The 19,854-nt window shown below is 69.6% G+C and carries 16 protein-coding genes; 11 read left to right on the forward strand and 5 right to left on the reverse strand.

What is annotated here, in order from left to right; translation table 11 throughout:
• Positions 1-13 precede the first annotated feature (13 nt).
• Together ACI2LW_RS15620 and ACI2LW_RS15625 are read left to right on the forward strand one after the other, a co-directional pair.
• Positions 14-1,636: a type I restriction-modification system subunit M gene (locus ACI2LW_RS15620; RefSeq protein WP_404731727.1), complete on the forward strand. Its 1,623-nt coding sequence runs from the start codon at positions 14-16 to the stop codon at positions 1,634-1,636.
• Positions 1,629-2,918: a restriction endonuclease subunit S gene (locus ACI2LW_RS15625; RefSeq protein WP_404731728.1), complete on the forward strand. Its 1,290-nt coding sequence runs from the start codon at positions 1,629-1,631 to the stop codon at positions 2,916-2,918. Before ACI2LW_RS15620 ends, ACI2LW_RS15625 begins: the two co-directional genes overlap by 8 nt.
• Before the next feature lie 8 nt (positions 2,919-2,926).
• Here ACI2LW_RS15625 and ACI2LW_RS15630 read toward each other — a convergent pair whose 3' ends face one another.
• Entirely contained in the window at positions 2,927-4,126 is a 1,200-nt protein-coding gene (locus ACI2LW_RS15630) for an IS110 family transposase (RefSeq protein ID WP_331747619.1), read from the reverse strand.
• 221 nt (positions 4,127-4,347) lie between these two features.
• On the opposite strand from ACI2LW_RS15630, the gene ACI2LW_RS15635 reads away from it, so the two are divergent.
• Positions 4,348-7,623: a type I restriction endonuclease subunit R gene (locus tag ACI2LW_RS15635; protein WP_404731729.1), complete on the forward strand. Its 3,276-nt coding sequence runs from the start codon at positions 4,348-4,350 to the stop codon at positions 7,621-7,623.
• 128 nt (positions 7,624-7,751) lie between these two features.
• The gene (locus ACI2LW_RS15640; RefSeq protein ID WP_404731730.1) at positions 7,752-8,594 is read left to right on the forward strand and encodes a hypothetical protein; all 843 of its coding nucleotides are present in this window, start codon (positions 7,752-7,754) and stop codon (positions 8,592-8,594) included.
• Between the two features lie 93 nt (positions 8,595-8,687).
• On the opposite strand, the gene ACI2LW_RS15645 is transcribed toward ACI2LW_RS15640, so the two are convergent.
• Positions 8,688-8,903, reverse strand: coding sequence for a DUF397 domain-containing protein (locus tag ACI2LW_RS15645; protein WP_404731731.1), 216 nt, complete (start codon positions 8,901-8,903; stop codon positions 8,688-8,690).
• The gene (locus tag ACI2LW_RS15650) at positions 8,900-9,841 is read right to left on the reverse strand and encodes a helix-turn-helix domain-containing protein (RefSeq protein WP_404731774.1); all 942 of its coding nucleotides are present in this window, start codon (positions 9,839-9,841) and stop codon (positions 8,900-8,902) included. The genes ACI2LW_RS15645 and ACI2LW_RS15650 overlap by 4 nt, the downstream gene beginning before the upstream one ends.
• Before the next feature lie 149 nt (positions 9,842-9,990).
• Here ACI2LW_RS15650 and ACI2LW_RS15655 point away from each other — a divergent pair, with 149 nt between their 5' ends.
• The 6 genes from ACI2LW_RS15655 to ACI2LW_RS15680 all read left to right on the forward strand — a co-directional run bounded on the left by ACI2LW_RS15655 (position 9,991) and on the right by ACI2LW_RS15680 (position 16,441).
• Complete coding sequence (locus tag ACI2LW_RS15655) at positions 9,991-10,551, forward strand: ATP-binding protein (RefSeq protein WP_404731732.1); 561 nt, start codon at positions 9,991-9,993, stop codon at positions 10,549-10,551.
• 80 nt (positions 10,552-10,631) lie between these two features.
• Positions 10,632-10,889, forward strand: a complete 258-nt coding sequence (locus ACI2LW_RS15660; RefSeq protein ID WP_404731733.1) for a hypothetical protein — start codon at positions 10,632-10,634, stop codon at positions 10,887-10,889.
• Positions 10,886-11,266, forward strand: a complete 381-nt coding sequence (locus ACI2LW_RS15665) for a hypothetical protein (RefSeq protein WP_404731734.1) — start codon at positions 10,886-10,888, stop codon at positions 11,264-11,266. Before ACI2LW_RS15660 ends, ACI2LW_RS15665 begins: the two co-directional genes overlap by 4 nt.
• Before the next feature lie 206 nt (positions 11,267-11,472).
• Complete coding sequence (locus tag ACI2LW_RS15670) at positions 11,473-13,905, forward strand: AAA family ATPase (RefSeq protein ID WP_404731735.1); 2,433 nt, start codon at positions 11,473-11,475, stop codon at positions 13,903-13,905.
• Complete coding sequence (locus tag ACI2LW_RS15675; RefSeq protein ID WP_404731736.1) at positions 13,905-14,378, forward strand: hypothetical protein; 474 nt, start codon at positions 13,905-13,907, stop codon at positions 14,376-14,378. The genes ACI2LW_RS15670 and ACI2LW_RS15675 overlap by 1 nt, the downstream gene beginning before the upstream one ends.
• 116 nt (positions 14,379-14,494) lie before the next feature.
• Positions 14,495-16,441: a DUF262 domain-containing protein gene (locus ACI2LW_RS15680; protein ID WP_404731737.1), complete on the forward strand. Its 1,947-nt coding sequence runs from the start codon at positions 14,495-14,497 to the stop codon at positions 16,439-16,441.
• Positions 16,442-16,541: 100 nt separating this feature from the next.
• Here the strand turns inward: ACI2LW_RS15680 and ACI2LW_RS15685 are convergent, their stop codons facing one another.
• Positions 16,542-17,417: a VOC family protein gene (locus tag ACI2LW_RS15685; RefSeq protein ID WP_404731738.1), complete on the reverse strand. Its 876-nt coding sequence runs from the start codon at positions 17,415-17,417 to the stop codon at positions 16,542-16,544.
• A 299-nt stretch (positions 17,418-17,716) separates the two neighbouring features.
• Here ACI2LW_RS15685 and ACI2LW_RS15690 point away from each other — a divergent pair, with 299 nt between their 5' ends.
• Complete coding sequence (locus tag ACI2LW_RS15690) at positions 17,717-18,568, forward strand: sulfurtransferase (protein WP_404731739.1); 852 nt, start codon at positions 17,717-17,719, stop codon at positions 18,566-18,568.
• A gap of 118 nt (positions 18,569-18,686) precedes the next feature.
• On the opposite strand, the gene sepH is transcribed toward ACI2LW_RS15690, so the two are convergent.
• A complete protein-coding gene (gene sepH / locus ACI2LW_RS15695) occupies positions 18,687-19,718 on the reverse strand; it encodes a septation protein SepH (protein ID WP_404731740.1) in 1,032 nt (343 codons plus the stop codon).
• Between the last annotated feature and the right edge of the window lie 136 nt (positions 19,719-19,854).

Raw genomic sequence — 19,854 nt, forward strand, 5'->3', positions numbered from 1 at the left:
GACGGCCCACCCGATGGCATCAAGCAAAGGCAAGCCCACCGATCAGGCGGAGCTGTTCAGCGCCTCCACCGCCAAGGAGATCCAGGACATCCTCTGGAAGGCGGCCGACAAGCTGCGTGGCTCGATCGACGCCGCCCAGTACAAGGAGTTCGTCCTCGGCCTGATCTTCCTGAAGTACGTCTCCGACGCCTTCGAGGAGCGCCGCACCGAGCTGGCCAAGGAACTCGCCGAGGACGGCATCTCCGAGGACCAGATCGGCGACTTCCTGGAGGACCGCGACGAGTACGCCCGCGCCAACGTCTTCTGGGTCCCGGAGACCGCCCGCTGGTCCTGGATCGCCACCCACGCCAAGGCCCAGGGCGTCGGCAAGCTGCTGGACGAGGCGATGGACGCCATCATGCGGGAGAACGCCTCCCTGACCGGCGTCCTCCCCAAGATCTTCAACCAGGACCGCGTCGACCAGAAGCGCCTGGGTGAGCTCGTCGACCTCATCAGCGACGCGCGTTTCGGCGGCAGCGACAGCCGGCCGGCGCAGGACCTGCTGGGCGAGGTGTACGAGTACTTCCTCGGCAACTTCGCGCGCGCGGAGGGCAAGCGGGGCGGCGAGTTCTACACGCCGAGCTCCGTCGTCCGGCTGATCGTCGAGATCCTGGAGCCGTACGAGGGGCGGGTCTACGACCCGGCGTGCGGGTCGGGCGGCATGTTCGTGCAGGCTGCCAAGTTCATCGAGGCCCACCGCGGGCGCGGCCACAAGACCGATATCTCCGTCTACGGCCAGGAGCTGAACGAGCGCACCTGGCGCCTGGCCAAGATGAACCTCGCCATCCACGGTATCGACGGCAACCTCGCCGCCCGCTGGGGCGACACCTTCGCCGACGACAAGCACCCGGACCTCAAGGCCGACTTCGTGATGGCCAACCCGCCCTTCAACATCAAGGACTGGGCCAGGGACGAGAGCGACCCGCGCTGGAAGTACGGCGTCCCCCCGAAGAACAACGCCAACTACGCCTGGCTCCAGCACATGATCTCCAAGCTGGGGGAGAAGGGCACGGCCGGCATCGTGTTGGCCAACGGGTCCATGAGCGCTCAGTCCGGTGGCGAGGGCGAGATTCGCCAAGCCCTGATCGAGGCCGACCTCGTGGCATGCATGGTGGCCTTGCCTTCGCAGCTCTTCCGTACGACGCAGATCCCGGCGTGTCTTTGGTTCCTGACCAAGGATAAGTCTCCGCAGGGTGTTCGGCGGCTTGACGACCGACGCAGTGAGATTCTCTTCATCGACGCCCGGGCCATGGGCGAGATGGTGGACCGGACGGAACGCGTACTGCCCGAGGCCGACCTCAGCAGGATTGCCGACACTTACCACGCGTGGCGCGGCACCCCTTCGGCGCGCGAAGCAGGGCTTGCTTACGAGGACGTACCTGGTTTCTGCTACTCGGCTGACATTGAAAAGGTGCGCGAGCACGGATATGTGCTGACGCCCGGGCGATACGTGGGGGCCGTGGATGCAGAGGAAGAGGAACCGGAGGTCGTAGCCCAGCGCATTGCCGACCTGACGGGGGAGTTGTACGAGCTCTTCGACAAGTCCGAGGTCCTTGCCAAGACGGTCCGAGAGCGGTTGGGAGAGATTGATGGCTAGGACGACAACTGTGACGGGTGGGCGTGCGGCCACGACCGGAGTCATTCCCGGCAAGTGGGCGCTCAGCGTCGGTAGGCCCCCTACCCCAGCCCCCGCCGGCTTCCGTTGGGCTCCGCTCTCCAGCGTTGCCCGGCTGGAGAGCGGGCATACGCCGAGCCGTCGGCACCCCGAATACTGGGGCGGTGATGTTCCGTGGATCGGCATCAAGGATGCCACCGGAAACCATGGCCGCACCATCAAGCATACTTTGCAGACCATTACCCAAGCTGGTCTGGATAATTCGTCTGCTCGACTTCTTCCGGCGGGGACTGTTTGTCTTTCCCGCACCGCATCAGTTGGCTACGTGGTCACCATGGGGGTTCCCATGGCGACGAGTCAGGACTTCATCAACTGGGTGTGTGGGCCGGAGATCTCCTTCAAGTATCTGCACTACATCCTCCTCATGGAGCAAGAGTCGGTACGCCGTTTCGCGCACGGGACGACTCACCAAACCGTGTATTTTCCGGAAGCCAAGGCATTTCACGTATGCATCCCAGACCGCGCGGAGCAGGATCGCATCGCTGGGGTGCTGGGGGCGCTCGATGACAAGATCGCCGTCAATGAGCGCATCGCGGCGACTGCTGTCGACCTGGCGGATGCACAGTTCCTCGGGGTGGCTAACAGTCTTGAGTTCGGTGCGGAGACCTTCGGATCTGTAGCTACAGTCGCCGGTGGGGGAACTCCAAGCACGAGGGTCGACGAGTACTGGGGCGGGGATATCTGCTGGACCACTCCCTCCGACGTGACGGCTCTTGCGTCGCCGTATCTCTTCGAGACCAGCCGGAACGTTACGGAACTCGGCCTTCAGAACTGCGCTTCCCAGCTCTACCCGGCGCAATCGATCTTCATGACCTCACGTGCCACCATTGGTGCCTTCGCACTGCCGCAAGTACCCGCTGCCGTGAACCAGGGGTTCATTGTGGTACTTCCTCCGAACGAGGAAATGCGCTGGTGGCTCTTGCATGAGATGCGTTCTCGCGTGGACGAGATGATCAGCCTGGCTAACGGCTCCACTTTCCTGGAGCTAAGTCGCACGAACTTCAAGGCCATGCGGATCCGATTGCCGCACCCGACGGAAGTGGCGGAATTCACTCGGAAGGTCGCGCCCCTCCACGCTGCTGCCGCTCAGGCCAGCAGGGAAAACCGAACCCTCGCCACCCTCCGCGACACCCTCCTCCCCCAACTCATGTCCGGCCGCCTCCGCGTCAAGGACGCCGAAAAGATTGTCGAGGACGCTGCCTAATGCTGTTGTCAAGCCACGAGACGAAGAGGCGGCCGGGCCTCGTAGGGGCGACGGTCGCGCAGGATGGCGTAGAGAACGTTGATCTTGCGCCGGGCCAGAGCGATCAGGGCCTGATGGTGTCGTTTGCCTTCGGATCGTTTGCGGTCGTAGAAGGCGCGCGAGGTGGGATCACGCTGGATGGAGCAGAACGCGGCCTGGTAGAAGACCCGTTTGAGGGCCTTGTCACCGCCGGTCGCGCTGCGCGAGTAGCGGATCTTGCCGGACTGGGAGAGCACCGGGGACAGCCCGGAGGCGGCGGCCAGCGCGTCGCCGCTGCTGAAGCGGCGGATGTCGCCGACAGCCGCGAGGAACTCGGCGGTGAGGGCGGCCCCCATCCCCGGCAGGCTGCGGATGAGGGCCCCGTCAGGGTGGCCGGTCACCAGTTTCTCGATCTCGGCTTCCAGGGCCTTGATGCGGCGTTTGCCGGCCAGCAGCTCGTCGGCGAGTTCCCGGATGAGCTGGGCGGTGCGGCGTTCGCCGGGCAGCGCGGCACGCTGGGCGAGTGCGGCGGTGTGCGCCGCATCGGCCAGCGGCTGCGCCAGGGCGGTTCTGACGCCGTGCCGGTGCAGGTAGTCGGCGATCCGGGCGGTGCCCGCGCGGCGGATCTCGGCGGGTGTGACGTAGTGGCCCAGCAGGATGAGCCCGGACTGGTTCGTCGCGTCGACGGCCCGTTCCAGGCCGGGGTGGATACCGGTGAGCAGGTCACGCAGCCGCGCGGTGCGGGCGGTGGCCTCCCTGACCAGCGTGGTGCGGTGGCTGACCAGCAGCCTCAGCTCCACGGCGCTGTCGTCGGGCAGTTCGACGGTGCGCAGGTCGTCGCGGAGCATGACCTGTTCGGCGATGACCTTGGCGTCCCGGGGGTCGGACTTGTTCTCGCCGCCACGGGTGGCGCGCCGGGCGCGGTTGACGGCCAGGCCGGGGACGTGGACGACGCGGAAGCCGGCCGTCAGGAGCATGGCGGTCAGCAGGGCGGCGATGCCGCCGAGGATGTCCAGGCCGACGGTGACGGGGCCGTGTTCGGCCTCGACGGTGTGCAGTTCGCCGATCGCCTCGTCGATGGCGGCGGGGTCGTTGTCGACCCGGTGGCTGAGCAGCTGACGGCCGCGGTCGTCGGTCACCGCGAGCCAGTGGAATTCCTTGGCGATGTCGAAGCCTGCGTTGGCGGTCACGGTCCCCTCCCGGTGCAGCGTGTGGCGCGACTTCTTCCGCCTGTCCTCGCCCTACCAAGCGATCGTTCGCAGTGCCTAATCAGCAGTCCGGAAGAAATGGCGGGACAGGGGGATCAGCGTCCTGAGCCATCGGAGGCAGCCAGCATGAAAACCATCCCTGCCCCACCCGCGCAGTCCCAGAGTCGCGAACTCACGGGATGCACTCAAGAAGGTAGGGCCACATGACGACGCACCACGACGGAAACGAGCCCGACGACAGAACCCACCGCCGCCCCACCGAAGCCGACTGGGAACTGCTCGCCCTCGACGAACTGGCCGAGTTGGCCTGGCAGCCGGCCTCCGGTAACGCGTTCGCGCCTGGTTCCGGCGACCGTAAGTCCTGGGACGACCTGATCCTCTACCCGGACCTCCGGGAGGCGATCGAGCGCCTGAATCCGGACCTCCCCCCGGACGCCGTCCGCGAAGCCGTGGCGACCGCCGCCACCCCCGGCTCCCAGGACACCTACGAGGAGAACCGGGCCGCCCACCGCCACCTCACCACCGGCATACGGTCCGTCACCTACACCGATTCCTTCGGCGCCGAGCACAACCCCACGATCCGTCTCGTCGACCTGGAAGACCCGGACGCGAACACCTACCGCGCCCTGAACCAGGTCACGGTGATCGACGGCGACAGGAACCGCCGCTTTGACGTCGTCCTGTACGTCAACGGCCTGCCCCTCGCCGTCATTGAGCTGAAGCGCGCCGGCGACGAGGACGCGACACTCCAGACGGCACATGCCCAAGTGGCTCGGTACGTGCAGGAGTTCCCGACCGCCTTCCGCCACAACACCGTCGTCCTCCTCTCCGACGGCATCACCGCCAAGTACGGCACGCCGTTCACGCCCTACGAGCACTTCGCCCCGTGGAACACGGACGAGTTCGGCGCCCGCGTCGACCCGCTGACCGCGGAAGGCTTCGCGGAGTCGGGGCAGAACCTGGCGATCCACGGCCTGTTCACCCAGCCCCGCTTCCTCGAACTGGTCCAGTCGTTCATCAACTTCGTCCCGTCCAAGCGGATGAAGCGGATCGCGAAGCCGCACCAGTACCACGCGGTCACCCGCGCCGCCGAAGCCGTCCGCACGGCCTCAGCAAGCGACGGCAAGGCCGGCGTGGTCTGGCACACCCAGGGGTCCGGCAAGTCCGAGGAGATGGTCCTCACCACAACCGCGGTGATGCGGGACCCGGCCCTGCTGAACCCCACCGTCGTGGTGGTCACCGACCGCACGGACCTCGACGACCAGCTCTACTCGACGTTCCAGGAGAGCGAGATCCTCCCGGAGACGCCCAAGCAGGTCGTCACCCGCGCCGAACTCCGAGAGGAGCTGGCGGCGAAGAGGACGGGAGGGATCCTCTTCACCACGCTCCAGAAGTTCGGCAAGACCAAGGAGGAGCGGGAGTCGGGCGCCGACCACCCGATGCTGTCCGACCGCCGGAACATCGTCGTGATCGTCGACGAGGCCCACCGCAGTCACTACGACGACCTCAACGGCCTCGCCCGCCACCTGCGCGACGCGCTCCCGCATGCCACCCTGCTCGCCTTCACCGGCACCCCGATCTCGGAGGCCGACCGCAACACCCGCGAGGTGTTCGGCGACTACATCGACGTCTACGACCTGAAGCGGGCCGCCGACGACGGCGCGACAGTGAAGGTCTACCACGAGAGCCGCGTGATCCAGCTCGTCCTGGACCGCGACGTCGACCCGTCCACCATCGACGAGGAGGCCGACCGCATCACCGATGGCCTCGACGACACCGAGCGCCGCCGCGTCGAGCAGGCCGTGGCGACGATGAACGCGATGTACGGCGCGCCGGCCCGGATAAGGGACCTCGCCACCGACCTGGTGGAGCACTGGGAGGCCCGCCGCGAGCGCATGGCGCCCTTCGTCGGTGTCTCCGAGTCGGGCGGGGCACCTGGCAAGGCGATGGTGGTGTGCGCGACCCGCGAGATCTGCGTGCGCGTCTACGACGCGCTGCGCGAACTGCGGCCCGAGTGGCACAGCGACGAGTTCGACAAGGGCGCCATGAAAATCGTCTTCTCGTCGAACACCCGCAAGGACCCGGACGCCCTGCTCGCCCACGCGCTGACCGACAGCCGCCGCAAGGCCGTCATCAACCGGGCCAAGGACTCGGACGACGAGCTCGAACTGCTCATCGTCAACAACATGCTGCTGACCGGCTTCGACGCCCCGCCGATCCACACCATGTACCTGGACCGGCCGCTCAAGGGCGCCAACCTGATGCAGGCCCTGGCCCGCGTCAACCGCCGATTCCGCGGCAAGGAGGACGGCCTCCTCGTCGGCTACGCCCCGCTGACGGAGAACCTCCAGAAGGCCATCGCCGAGTACACCGAGGCCGACCAGCGCGACCGCACCCTCGGCCAGGACGTCGAGCGCGCGCTGGACGAACTGCGCAACGAGTACGACGTGCTCACCGGCATCCTGCGCGGCTTCGCCTGGGAGCCTCTGCTCGACAAGCCCGGCCCCCGGGCGTTCGTCGACGCGGCCCTGAAGACCGCCAACCACCTGCGTGACCCCCGCACCCCCGGCAACAACCCCGACCTGCTCGACGACCCGCGCCAGACCCTGGGCCGCCGCTTCCGCGACCACGCCTACCGGCTCGAGCGCTTCTGGGCGCTGGCGGGCAGCTCAAAGGAGGTGGGGAACCGGTTCGCGGACAAGCCGGCCTGGAAGCGGCACATCCAGTTCTTCGTCGAGGTCCGCGCCTACATGGCCAAGCTGGACGCCATGGAGCGCGAGGCACGCGGCCTCCCGGTGGCCCGCGACGTCGAGTTGTACCTCGCCCAGCTCACCTCCTCGGTGGTGGAGACTGGTGGGGTGACGGACCTGTTCGCCGAAGCGGGGCTGGAGACCGCCGACCTGACCCACCTCAACGACGCGCTCGTCGCCCAGCTCCAGCAGAGCGAGACCCCGCACCTGGCGGCCGAGGCGCTGCGGCGACTGGTCGAACGGAAGATGCGTGAGGTCACCCGGCACAACATCGTCCGGCAGACCACCTTCTCCGAGCGCCTCCAGGACCTGATGGTGCGCTACATGCGCCAGCAGTACACCAGCGCCGAACTCATCGCCAAACTGGTCGAGATGGCCAAGGAGGTAGCCGCCGACGCCCGCCGCGGCGAGAAGTTCGACCCGCCCCTGAACTGGCGCGAGCTCGCCTTCTACGACGCCGTCGCCGACCACGGCACGGCCCGCTCGCTCATGGGCGACGAGGTCCTGGCCGGCATCGCCCGCGAACTCGTCACCGAGGTCCGCCGCCAGCTCAAGCCGGACTGGATCGCCCGCGAGTCCGTCCGCGCCCGCCTGCGCAGCACCATCAAGCGCCTCCTGGCCCGCAACAACTACCCGCCGGACCAGCAGAAGGAGGCCATCGACCTGGTCCTCCGTCAGATGGAACACTTCGCCAACGAGTGGTCCACCAACGGAGAGACCGGCGGCTGAGCTCTCCGCCCCCTACGCCTCGCGCGTGGGCCAGGGCTGCTCACCGGAACGCTGGGTTGAGCAGCCCTTGCCCAGCGACCCAAGAGACATACAGGGAGGTAGTTCCTCCCGGGAAGCAGGCTTATCTCATGGCGGGTAAAGAGATCGAAGACCCGGGGTCGTACTTCTCCGCGGTGCTGGTCGCCGCGGCGAAACTTCCGGGCGTACGTATCAACAGGGAGGCGTACCTTCGGAAGGCACTGTCTCGCCAATGCTCCGACGAGCAGATCAAAGCAGCGATCGAAGACACCCCGGCAGCGGCGGGTATCCCCCTAGACATTCTGGAAAAGGCTGCCAACGACTCCATCAAGTACGAGACCGCCAAGGTCAGCGCCATGTCCGCGGCTGCCGGACTGCCCGGTCTGGTCTTCCTTCCCGCCACCGTCCCCGCCGACCTGGCGCAGTACCTGGGTCACATGCTGCGCATCTCGCAGAAGCTCGCCTACCTCTACAGTTGGCCCGACCTGTTCTCCGGAGAGGGCGACGACATCGATGACGCGACCGAGGGAGTGCTCACCCTCTTCGTCGGCGTGATGTTCGGCACTCAGTCGGCGAATACCGCTGTCGGGAAGCTCGCGGAGGCGATGGCGAAGCAGGTCGCCAAGAAGCTTCCCCAGAAGGCGCTCACCAAGGGGTTCATTTACCCCCTCGTGAAGAAGATCGCCACTCACCTCGGTAAGGAGATGACGAAGCAGACCTTCGCAAGGTCCGTCTCCAAGGCAATTCCCGTCGTCGGTGCCGTCATTTCCGGCGGGCTCACTTTCGCGACCTACCGTCCCATGGCGAAGAAGCTGAAGAATCACCTCGCCGGACTGGAGATCACGAAACCCACCCTCCGGGTCGAGGACATCGAGGTCGTGCAGGACCACGAGCCCTCCGCCACGGGCTACGTCGAACAGTCCGACGGGGACGACGACGCTGCCTCCAGGTAGAGAATCCTCGGCTGAACCATGGCCGCCGGCCTACTGCCGTTCCTTGAGCATCCGGGCCTCATGAGCCCGGATGCTCAACGGTGCCGCATACTGTCAGACGCGCTGCTCGAACGAGGCCAACCCGACGAACCCCGCCCACGCCTCACGCGAGACCGTGAGCATGGGGCCGGCGACGGCCTTCGAGTCCCGGACGTGCACAACCGCCGTGCCAGGCGCGACCTCTACACAATCGCCGCCCTCGGCTCCGCTGTAGCTGCTCTTGAACCAGGCGAGGCCGGACGCGGTGGTCGAGGACTCAGCGTTGTTCATAGTGACCTCAGCACCCCTTCGATGAACTCCAGTGACTCTCGCGAGGTGAGAGCCTGTGATCGGATGATCCCATAGCGAGCGGCTGTGAGAGTCGTCTGTACGGGGTCCGTCTGGAGAGCGCTGGTGCCCTGGGCCTCGGCGTACACGAACTTCTTGCCGTCCTTGCGCGTGACGATCGCGAACGGTCCGTCCACGCCCGCACTTTCCTCACAGGAGAGAGGCATGATCTGGATGACGACGTTCGGTTTGTGGCCCATCAGGAGCAAGTGCTCCAACTGGCCGCGCAGCACGTCTTTCCCACCGTACGGACGCCGCAACACCGACTCGTCCATTACGAAGCTCAGCAAGGGCGCGGGCCAGCGGTCGAAGATGTCCTGCCGAACCAGCCGTGCCGCCACCCGCTGCTCGATGGTCTCCGGGTCCAGGACCGGACGCCGCATCCCCAGCAGCGCTCTCATGTACTCCTCGGTCTGCAGCAGCCCCTTGACCACGAGGGTGTCGTAGGAGAGCAGCTCAACGGCCTCCTTCTCCAGCACCGCCATCCCCTGGAAGAACACCGGATACTGAGCCCGCTCCACCTGCTCCTTCCACAGGCACAGCAACCCGCCCGCCCCCAGCACCTCGTCGGCCCGTTCGATGGTCCGGGGCGACGGAATCCTCCGCCCCTGCTCGAACGACGCGATGGTGGACGCCGAGTACCCGAGTCGCCGTCCGAACTCCTCGCGCTCCAGCCCCTCCCGCATCCGCAGCGTCTTCATGGTCTGCCCGAACGCGACCACGACACCCCGCCCGGCCTCGTCCTCCGGCCGCCGCCCGGCGGAGGGCCGGTCGTCGTTGTCCCAGCCGTCCCCGAGACTCACCACCGCCCCGGCGCCGCCGCCCTCACCCTCGCCGGACGTCACCTCGGCGACCGCCTCCGCGCCCTCGCGCTCCTTCATGTGCATCACCGCCTCCCTGCCCCAACGCCCCCGGAGCGGGTGCCGTTACGGCGCGCAGCTCCGACGCGCGCTGACAGCGCTCGTACAACCCCCGCCTGTCACCGCGTCACCGCTGGTCACGTCATGCCACCGCCGGGACGGTGGTCGGCATGTCGACCCAACCCACCCCGCCCATCGGCGCCGCCCGGCCCGTCATCGCCTCCACCGCTCCGGAAGCCGCACCCGCTCCCCACTCGCCACCACGCGCACCCCAAGCTCCCGCCTCCGCCCTGACGCCACCGGGCCGCACCTTCGAGATGCGCTTCACCTCCACACCCAGGGGAGCCCGCCTCGCCCGCCGTCTGGCGGCCGTCCGCCTGGACGCGTGGGGAGTTCCGTACGGCACCGGCCCGCACGACGCGATCGTCCTGATCGTCGCCGAGCTCACCGCGAACGCCGTACGACACGGGCACGTCCCCGGCCGGGACTTCCACCTCGCCCTTCACGCCGCCCGCGACGGCCGTACCGTCCGCGTCGAGGTGACCGACACCCGCACCGAACGCCTTCCCCGCCGCCCCGCCGTCCCGCACGACACCGCCAGGGCCGAGGAGGCCGGCCGCGGACTGGTCCTCGTGGCGCACCTGGCGGCCCGCTGGGACTGGCACCCGCGCCCGGACGGCCCGGGCAAGACCGTGTGGGCGGAGTACACGCTTGTAGGGGCCCAGCGGTGAAGTCACCCGGATCGCCCGGAGCGGAGTGGACGGGTACGTACCCGTACCCATACTCTCGGGAGTCGACTGAGGAGGTCCGCATGTCCGACGCCAACATCCGCATCCCCGCCGAAGCCCGTGACCGGCTCGCGCGGATAGCGTCCTCCGAAGGCATGTCCCTGCGGGGCTATCTGTCCCACCTCGCCGAGACGCTGCTCACGCCGGAGGAGCGCGCAGCCCGCGCCGAACAGGCGCGCGCCGTCCTGCGCGAGTGGAACGGCTACGACCCGAGCGTAGACGAGCAGGCGGCGCTGGACGCAGAGCTGGACCGGCGGCTCGGCGAGGCGGGGGCAAGGTGACCGAGGCTCTGCACGTCGTCCTGGACGAGACGGCCATGGTGGCGGCAGGCAGGGGCAACGTGCTCGCCTCACGTCTGATCCACCGTGCGCACGCGGAGCCGGGCTGGTTCCTCTACGCCCCCACGTGTGCGCTGGTCGAGGCGGACCGTATGCGGCCCGGTACGGCGGAGCATCTCGCCGCGCTGCCCGGCGTCACGGTGCTCGACCTGGATCTGCCGGCCGTGCTCGCTGTAGCGGGCGAGACGTCCTGGGCCCCCGCCCACACGCGGCACGCCGCCGCGCCGACCGCGGAACGGCCCAACGGCGCCGTGGTCGCCACCACGGCCCCCGACGTGTGGAAGGGGCAGCCCGTACGCGTCATCGATCTGAACCCCTAAACCGTGCCGGGGCGGCACCGCCGCCGTCCTTCCACGACCACCGCTGCCGAAGGGCCGATAACCAGGGTTATCGGCCCTTCGCCGTTAAACGACCCGCGCCGCCTTCTACGGTCCGTCCCGTCGACAGGCACCGCGCGGCTCCGCCGCTCCACGCCTGTCGGTGCTCAACCCTTCCGCATCAGTCCGGAGAACACGGGAGACACCACATGGACGCGATGGAACCGGACCCCACCCACGCGCTGCCGCTGCCCGAACTCGTCGAGGCGCGGCTGACCGCCGACACGAAGCTCAGCGCGACCGCGAAGGACCTCGTCCGTGAGGCGCTCGGCGACGGCGAGGGCACCAAGGACGGCGCACACACCGCCACCGGACCCGTCTACCTGGGGAAGGTCACCGTCGCCGGCTTCCGCGGGGTCGGTTCCGAGGCGCGGCTGCATCTGCGGCCCAAGCCCGGCGTCACCCTCGTCGTCGGCCGCAACGGCTCCGGCAAGTCCAGCTTCGCCGAGGCCGTCGAGACCCTGTTCACCGGGACCAACGCCCACTGCTCCGGACGGCACCCGAACCACGCCGTCCGCTGGCGCAACCTGCACCACGGCGAACGGACCGTCGTCGAGGCCAAGCTGGCCGTCGAGGGCGACCCGTCGCCGAGCACCCTCACCCGGACCTGGACCGGCGAGGCCTTCACCGACTCCGAGGCCCTGCTCAAGCGGCCGGGGCACGGCACCGTACCGCTGGAGCAGGCCGGCTGGGACCAGGCGATGCGGAACCACCGCCCGTTCCTGTCGTACGTCGACCTGGGCAACATGATCAGCGGCAAGCCGTCCCAGATGTACGACAACGTCGCCGCCATCCTCGGACTGGAGTACCTCAACGCGGCCGCGCGGCGGCTGGCGGAGCGGAAGAAGGAACTCGACGCGGTGCAGAGCGCCGAGAAGGAGAAGAAGGCGCTGTTGCACACGGCGCTGGAAGCGGTCGGGGACGACGACCGGGCGGTCAGGGCCCTGGTGGCGATGGACGACAAGGGCGGTCCCGACTACACCGTGCTCGACGCCCTGATCGCCGGCGTGCCCACGGCCGACGAGGGACGGCTGCGGGAAGCACGCCTGGAGGCCGCGGCCCAGGGCCCCGACCTCGACCGGGTCGGCGCGGCCGTCGACGGGCTGCGGCGCGCCGTGGCGGACACCGCCGACCTGAAGGGTTCCGCGGCCGCGGACGCCCACAGCAGGGCGGAACTGCTCCAGGCGGCCCTGCGGCACAGCGACCGGCACGCCGGCGACACGGCCTGCCCGGTCTGCGGCACCGAGCAGGCCCTGGACCGGGAATGGGCCAGGCGCGCCGAGGCGGAGATCGCCGCCCTCCAGCAGGAGGCCGCGGCGGTGCGCAAGGCCGAGGCCGACGTGCGGGAGGCCACGCGCGCCCTGCAGGACCTGGTTCACGTGCCCGGGGAGTTCCCGGCGGTGCTCACCGAACCGTGGGACGCCTGGCGCGCCTGCCGGCGGATCACCGACCCCGCCGAACTCGCCGAGCGGGCGCTGCGGGCGGCGGTGACGCTGGCCGACGCGTGCGAGACCGTGGCCCGGGCCGCGCACGAGGAACTGGCGGCCCTGGACGAACGCTGGCGCGAGGTCGTCGGCCTGCTGGCCGAGTGGACGAGGCTCCGCCGGGCGGCCGACGCCGTCGTGTCGCCCAAGAAGGACGTCAACGCCGCCCACACCTGGGTCAAGAAGCTCACGACCGAGATCCGCGACCTCAGGCTCAGCACCTTCTCCGGGCACGCACAGCGGATCTGGGAGAAGCTCCGCCAGCAGAGCAGCGTCGATCTGAAGCCCGGCGGCCTGCACGGCAGCGAGCGGGCGAACGTGCGCAAGCTGGTCATGGACGTCACCGTCGACGACACCGAAGCCCCCGCCCTCGGCGTCATGAGCCAGGGCGAACTGCACTCGCTCGCCCTCTCCCTGTTTCTGCCCCGCGCCGCCACCGCCGACAGCCCCTTCGGATTCGTCGTCATCGACGACCCCGTGCAGTCCATGGACCCGGCGAAGGTCGACGGACTGGCCCAGGTCCTCGACGAACTCGGCCGCGACCGGCAGGTCGTCGTCTTCACCCACGACACCCGGCTGCCGCACGCTTTCCGCAGCCAGGGCCTGCCGGTGACCGTCCTGAAGGTGGAGCGGGGCGAGAAGTCCGAGGTGAAGGTGGTGTCCGAGACCGATCCGGTCAAGGAGGCCATCGGTGAGGCCATGGCCCTCGCGAAGACCGACAACTGCCCCGAGCCGGCCCTGCGCCACATCCTGCCCGCCCTGTGCCGTGAGGCCCTCTCGGCAGCGATCGTCGAGGCAGCCTGGCTCCGCCGCAGCCGCACCGGGCAGTCCGCCGACGACCTCCAGGCCGCCCTCGACGCGACCGGACGGCTCATCCCGCTCACCTCCTTCGCCCTCTTCGACGACGGCCTCGTCCACGACGACGAGGAGGTCAACAAGCGCCTTCGCTTCCTGTACGGCAACGAGAGCACGGCCCTGATCCACCAGTGCCAGCTCGGCGCCCACCCCCACGGATTCCTCCCGGACGAACCGGTCTCCTTCGTCAGGAAGGTCGAGGCCCTCGCCGACCGCATCCGCAAGCCGGAGGCGACGGCCTGATGCCCGCCACACCGCAGAATGGTGCCGACCCGATCACCGGCCTGTTGGCAACCGCCGAGTCTCTCCTCACCGAAAGCCCGAGCGACGGTCCGCTGACGCCGACAGGCCGTGCACGTGGCGCGGCCTACGCTCTCCGGATCGCTCTCGAGACGGCCGTCGACGCGGTCCTCACGGTTGAGGAGGACGCGTTCCGCGAGGTTCGCAGCATGCGTGCCAAGCTTCTCTGCCTGCGTCACTACGCCGGTCCCGGCCTGGCCCGTCGCGTCCACGCCCTGTGGAGCCGGCTCAGCTCCGGCTGCAAGTACCACCGCGACGAGATCGGCCCGAGCCATACCCAGGTACGCGACTGGCAGACAGCCGTCGAAGGGATCCTCGCGGAGCTCGCCGCGTCGCGGACGGGCTCGGTGTTCCCCTGGCACACGGGCGCGGAACGCGCTGGAGAAGACCGTGCGCGGCCGGTCGACGGGGTATGAGCAAACGGCCCGTGCCCGGCCGGATTCCGGGTGTAACCTCCGGGCGGGTCGGCGCTGTTACCCCAGAGACACATGTTCCCCGCAGAAGACCGGCGGGCCTAACCAAGCAGGCATGAGTGCAGATTTCACAGATTCTCTTCAAGGTCGAGTCCGGCGACATCGCCCTCCCCGAATTCCAGCGTGGTTACGTCTGGACCCGTGACCAGGTACGCGGCTTCCTCCTGTCCCTGTACCGCGGTTATCCGATCGGGGGGTTCCTCACCTGGAGCACCAAGGCGGAGAGTGCGAGCACCCGGGGAGAAAGCCCTGAGAAGGACGGCACCGTACAGATGCTCCTCGACGGGCAGCAGCGGGTGACCACCCTGTACGGGGTCATGAAGGGCCGGCTGCCCCGTTTCTTCGAGGGCAACCAGACCGCGTTGACCGGGCTTCACTTCAACCTGGAAACGGAGGCCTTCGAGTTCTATGCACCGGCCAAGATGAAGGACAACCCGCTCTGGGTTGACGTCACCGCGCTCTTCCGGGACGGACTGGGCGTGCTCCTGCCGTCCGTCACCGCTCTGACCGGCGGCGACGGAGTACGGATGTCCACCTACCTGGAGCGTCTGAACCGCATCACCCAGATCAAGGACCGCAACATCCACATCGACGAGGTCACAGGTGAGGACAAGACGATCGATGTCGTCGTCGAGATCTTCAACCGGGTGAACTCGGGCGGCACCAAACTCTCCAAGGGCGACCTCGCGTTGGCGGCCATCTGCGCCTCGTGGCCGCAGGCACGTCCGACGATGAACGAGGCGCTGGAGAACTGGTCGGACAGCGGCTTCACCTTCAAGCTGGACTGGCTGCTGCGCAACGTCAACGCCGTGCTCACCGGTGAGGCCCAGTTCTCCAAACTGGCTTCCGTGGATGTCCAGACATTCCGAGGCGGGCTCAACGAGACCGTGGAGTCAATCAGTTATCTCCTCAACGCGCTCGGTGGGCGCCTGGGACTCGACCACGACCGTGTGCTCAACGGCCGGGCGGCGTTCCCCGTCATGAGCCGACTGCTGCACCACCATTCCGGCAAGTTCCCCAATGTCATGACGCGCGACCGGCTCTTCTACTGGTTCGTGCAGAGCTTCATCTGGGGCCGTCACACCGGCGCCACCGAGACCGCACTCAATCAGGATCTCCAGGCGGTCGACGCCGGCGGGGTCGATCAGCTCATCGAGACGCTGCGGCAGGGCCGCGGTGGCCGCCTGGAGATCAGGCCGGACGACTTCCAGGGCACCAGCATGGGATCACGCTTCTACCCGCTGCTCTACATGCTGTCCCGGGTGCATGGCGCGCAGGACCTGGCCAGCGGGGTTCCACTGAAGGACGGCATGCTCGGCAAGCTCAGTTCTCTCCAGGTGCACCACATCTTCCCCAAGGCCCAGCTCTACAAGCACGGTTACAGCAGGGCGGAAGTGAACGCCGTCGCCAACTTCTGTTTCCTCACCCAGGACACCAACCTGCAGATCAGCGCAAAGCGTCCGGAGGATTACCTGCCGGAGATCGTCCGCCGCGTGCCGGGTGCTCTGGAGTCTCAGTGGATCCCGACCGACCCCGCACTCTGGAGCATCGACGCCTATCGGGAGTTCCTCGCCGCACGGCGGGAGCTTCTGGCCGACGCCGCCAATGACTTCTTGATCCGGCTGCTGGAGGGACCTTCGCCGGTCGGTCTGTCCCCGCTCCCCGCGGGCGCGCTGCCGCGGCAGGTGGCCCCGATGTCCGACAGGACGCCGGACGAGGACATGCCCGGCCTGTCCGACCTGCTGACCGCTCTTCGGGAGGGAGGCTTCGCCGCACCCGAACTGGACGCGGAAGTGACCGACCCTCACACCGGCAGTCCCATCCTCGTGGCTGCGGCCTTCTGGCCGCAGGGCCTCCAGGAGGAGATGGGTGATCCCGTGATCCTTGTTCCCGAGACGGCTCCCGAAGAACAGGCTCTGCTCGAGGCGGGCGAGTACCGGGTGTTCCACAGCGTGGACGCGCTGAGGCGGTACGTCGGCAAGCTCCAGGTCGAACAGGCCGCCTGATCCGGGCGCTCCGGCCCGTCCGGGAGGGAGGACGGTGCCCGCGGCCGGGCCCCGTCGCCCGGCGTCCCGCCGGTGTCACCCTCCTGAGCGACGGCTCCGGTCAACTCGGGTGCCGGATCAGGGCGAAGCGGGCGCCCTCCGGGTCGGTCGCCGTGGCCGTGCGGCCGTGGGGGGTGTCCTCGGGGGCGGTGAGCACATGGCCGCCGAGGGCGGTGAGGTGCTCGACGGCCCGGTCGGTGTCGGGGACCTCGAAGTACGTCAGCCAGTGCGGGCCGCGGTCGCGGGGCGCCGCCCGGTCCATGCCCCGGATGCCGGCGACCGGGTGGCCGTCGAGGCGGAGCGTCGCCCGGCCGGGCCCCGCCGGATCGCCGGGCCCCGCCGGATCGCCGGGCCCCGCCGGATCGCCGGGCCCCGCCGGGGCGCGGGGCGTCTCCGCGTCGCGGGGCGTCTCCTCGTAGGCGAACAGGGTCTCGTAGAACTTGGCGGCACTCGCCGTGTCGAAGGTGAACAGCTCGTTCCAGACGGGGGTGCCGGGCCGGCCGGTGACGCCCGTGCCGAGGTGGGCGCGGGCCTGCCAGATGCCGAAGACGGCGCCGGAGGGGTCCGAGCCGAGCGCCAGGCGCCCGGCGTCGCCGGCATCCAGCGGGCCCACGCCGATGGTGCCGCCGCACAGGCGTACCGTTTCCGCGGTCAGGTCGACGTCCCGCGAGGCGAAGTACGGCGTCCAGGCGACGGGCAGGTGCCGGTCTGCCGGCAGCCGGCCGATGCCGGCCACCTCATGCCCGTCCAGCAGGGCGCGTACGTACGGGCCGAGCCGGGTGGGACCCGGCTGGAACTCCCAGCCGAAGAACTCCTCGTAGAAGACCTGGGTGGCGGCCATGTCGTGGACCATCAGGCTCACCCAGCACGGCGTGCCGGGCGTGTACCGAGTGTGCGTCCGGCCGTCGCGGCCGCCCGACCCGGGTACCTCGGTCATGGTCACTTCCTCCTCGGCCCCTCGCGGTGGCCGCCTCGGTTCCCGCAGCCCGGACCGGGCCTGCGGGCTCTGCCGGCCGGTGCTCGTACCGGCCCCGGTGCGGTGTGCGTGCGCGCGCCGCCGCGCACGGAGGTTGACCGGTTCGTGGCGACCTGTCCGTTTCCGTGCGGTGGCCGAAGGGCGTCGATCGGCTGTACGGCGCGTGTCCGGTTCCGTACGCCTGGTGACCGGACCTGTCCGGCCGAGCAGAGTAGCCGGACCTGGACGATGCGGCCACCCCGTGCGCAAGGATGGTGACCATGAACGCCATCATCTCCGCGGCCGAACTGGCCGACGCCCTCGAGGGACCGAACCCGCCCGTGCTGCTCGACATCCGCTGGCAGCTCAGCGTGGCCAGGGCCGGCGGTGAGCCGCCGTTCGACGGGCGCGCCGCGTACGAGGCCGGGCACCTGCCGGGTGCCGTCTTCGTGGACCTGGACAGTGAACTGGCCGCCGCGCCCGGTGCGAGGGGCCGTCACCCGCTGCCGCCCGTCGGGGAGTTCGGCGCCGCGATGCGCCGCGCGGGCGTGAGCGCGGACCGGCCCGTCGTCGTCTACGACGGCGGTCAGGGCTGGGCGGCGGCGCGTGCCTGGTGGATGCTGCGCTGGGCGGGGCATCCCGGCGTACGGGTGCTGGACGGCGGCCTGGCGGCCTGGGAAGGGCCGTTGGAGACGGCGGTGCCCGAGCCGGCCGAGGGCGACTTCGTGCCCGCGCCGGGCGCGGTGCCGCTGCTGGACGCCGACGGCGCGGCGGCGCTGGCCCGGTCCGGTGTGCTGTTCGACGCCCGTGCGGGGGAGCGGTACCGCGGGGAGGTGGAGCCCATCGACCGGATCGGCGGCCACATCCCGGGCGCGGTGTCGGCGCCCACGACGGAGAACGTCGGCCCGGACGGCCGGTTCCGCCCCGCGGAGGAACTGCGCGCCCGCTTCGAGGCGCTGGGCGCGGCGGGCGGGGGCGAGGTGGGCGTCTACTGCGGCTCGGGCGTGTCCGCGGCCCACGAGGTCCTGGCCCTGGCCGTCGCGGGCATCCCGGCGGCCCTGTACGTCGGCTCGTGGTCGGAGTGGTCCTCGGACCCGGACCGCCCGGTGGCCGTCGGCCCGGACCCGCAGTGACCACCGGTCCGGCGGCAGCGACGTGACGACGGGGCCGCGCCTTCCAAGGAGCGCGGCCCCGGTCGCCGTCGTCGTCAACTGCCCTGCCCCGCCGTGGCGGACCCCGCGGTCCGCCCGGCTACTCCTGCTTCTTGCGGCGCGTGCCGAAGACGATCTCGTCCCAGCTCGGTACCGCGGCGCGGCGGCCGGGGCGGACGCCGTCCGCCTCGGCCTGGCGGTCGGTGGCGCCGATGAGGCGGTCGCGGTGGCTGCTGACGGAGCGCGGCATGAGCACGTCCGCGTAGGCCGATCCGGCCGAGGCCGCCGGGGCGGGCGGCTCCTCCACCACCGGTTCCTGGACGGGTTCCTCCCCGGGGTCCGGCGCGCGCTCGGGCACCACCAGGTCGCCCCGGAAGCTCGGTACCGCCTCCAGCAGGCTGGTGAGCGAGTCGCGTTCGCCCGTGCTCTCCTCGGCGGGCTCGGAGGCCTGGGCGGGCAGCGCCGGACGCTCGCGGTCACGGTCCCGGTCGAAGGAACGGTCCCGCGGCAGACGGGCGATCCGCGGCACGAACGGGAAGCTCGGCTCCGGCGTCCCCAGGTCGTCGGACTCGCCGATCAGCGCGCGCGCCTCGTCGTCGACGGCCTGCACCAGGCGCCGCGGCGGGTCGTAGGTCCAGCTCGCCGAGTGCGGTTCGCCCGCGACCCGGTAGACGAGCAGGACCTCCCAGGTGCCGTCGTCGCGGCGCCAGGAGTCCCACTGGACGGTGTCCTTCTCGGCGCCGCGCAGCAGCAGCCGCTCCTGCACCGCCTCGCCGAGCAGCGGGCCGGAGTTCTCGCCGGGGCGGCGGACCGGGGTCTTGCGGGCGCGCTCGGCCATGAACGCGCGCTCGGCGAGCACCGGGCCCTCGAAGCGCCGTACCCGGTCGACGGGGATGCCGGCGAGCTGGGCGACCTCTTCCGCGGTCGCACCCGCTCGTATCCGCGCCTGGATGTCGCGGGGGCGGAGATGGCTCTCCACCTCGATCTCGATCTGGCCGAGGCGGGGACGGTCGCCGCGCACGGCGGCGCGGAGCCGTTCGTCGATCGGAAGCGTGTACTCCGTGCTGTCCGCAGCCTTCAGCACCAGCCGTGTGCCGTCATTGGAGACGGCCACGACACGCAGTTCGGGCATGGGGACCTCCCGGGTGGTGCCTGCCGACGTCACGTGCGTCGCTGCTTCCGCTAGTCGAGTGTGGCCTGCCCGGGTGCAGCCTGCCACAACCTTGCCGAGTTGCCCGGCGTGTCGGGCGCGGGCCCTGGATCGCCGT

The organism is Streptomyces sp. NPDC004065 (genome assembly GCF_044903565.1).
Lineage (GTDB): Bacteria > Actinomycetota > Actinomycetes > Streptomycetales > Streptomycetaceae > Streptomyces.

Coding starts and splice junctions, on each gene's coding strand:
- ACI2LW_RS15620 (WP_404731727.1), top strand. CDS start 14: ATGGCATCAAGCAAAGGCAAGCCCACCGATCAGGCGGAGCTGTTCAGC.
- ACI2LW_RS15625 (WP_404731728.1), top strand. CDS start 1,629: ATGGCTAGGACGACAACTGTGACGGGTGGGCGTGCGGCCACGACCGGA.
- ACI2LW_RS15635 (WP_404731729.1), top strand. CDS start 4,348: ATGACGACGCACCACGACGGAAACGAGCCCGACGACAGAACCCACCGC.
- ACI2LW_RS15640 (WP_404731730.1), top strand. CDS start 7,752: ATGGCGGGTAAAGAGATCGAAGACCCGGGGTCGTACTTCTCCGCGGTG.
- ACI2LW_RS15645 (WP_404731731.1), bottom strand. CDS start 8,903: ATGAACAACGCTGAGTCCTCGACCACCGCGTCCGGCCTCGCCTGGTTC.
- ACI2LW_RS15650 (WP_404731774.1), bottom strand. CDS start 9,841: ATGAAGGAGCGCGAGGGCGCGGAGGCGGTCGCCGAGGTGACGTCCGGC.
- ACI2LW_RS15655 (WP_404731732.1), top strand. CDS start 9,991: ATGTCGACCCAACCCACCCCGCCCATCGGCGCCGCCCGGCCCGTCATC.
- ACI2LW_RS15660 (WP_404731733.1), top strand. CDS start 10,632: ATGTCCGACGCCAACATCCGCATCCCCGCCGAAGCCCGTGACCGGCTC.
- ACI2LW_RS15670 (WP_404731735.1), top strand. CDS start 11,473: ATGGACGCGATGGAACCGGACCCCACCCACGCGCTGCCGCTGCCCGAA.
- ACI2LW_RS15675 (WP_404731736.1), top strand. CDS start 13,905: ATGCCCGCCACACCGCAGAATGGTGCCGACCCGATCACCGGCCTGTTG.
- ACI2LW_RS15685 (WP_404731738.1), bottom strand. CDS start 17,417: ATGACCGAGGTACCCGGGTCGGGCGGCCGCGACGGCCGGACGCACACT.
- ACI2LW_RS15690 (WP_404731739.1), top strand. CDS start 17,717: ATGAACGCCATCATCTCCGCGGCCGAACTGGCCGACGCCCTCGAGGGA.
- sepH (WP_404731740.1), bottom strand. CDS start 19,718: ATGCCCGAACTGCGTGTCGTGGCCGTCTCCAATGACGGCACACGGCTG.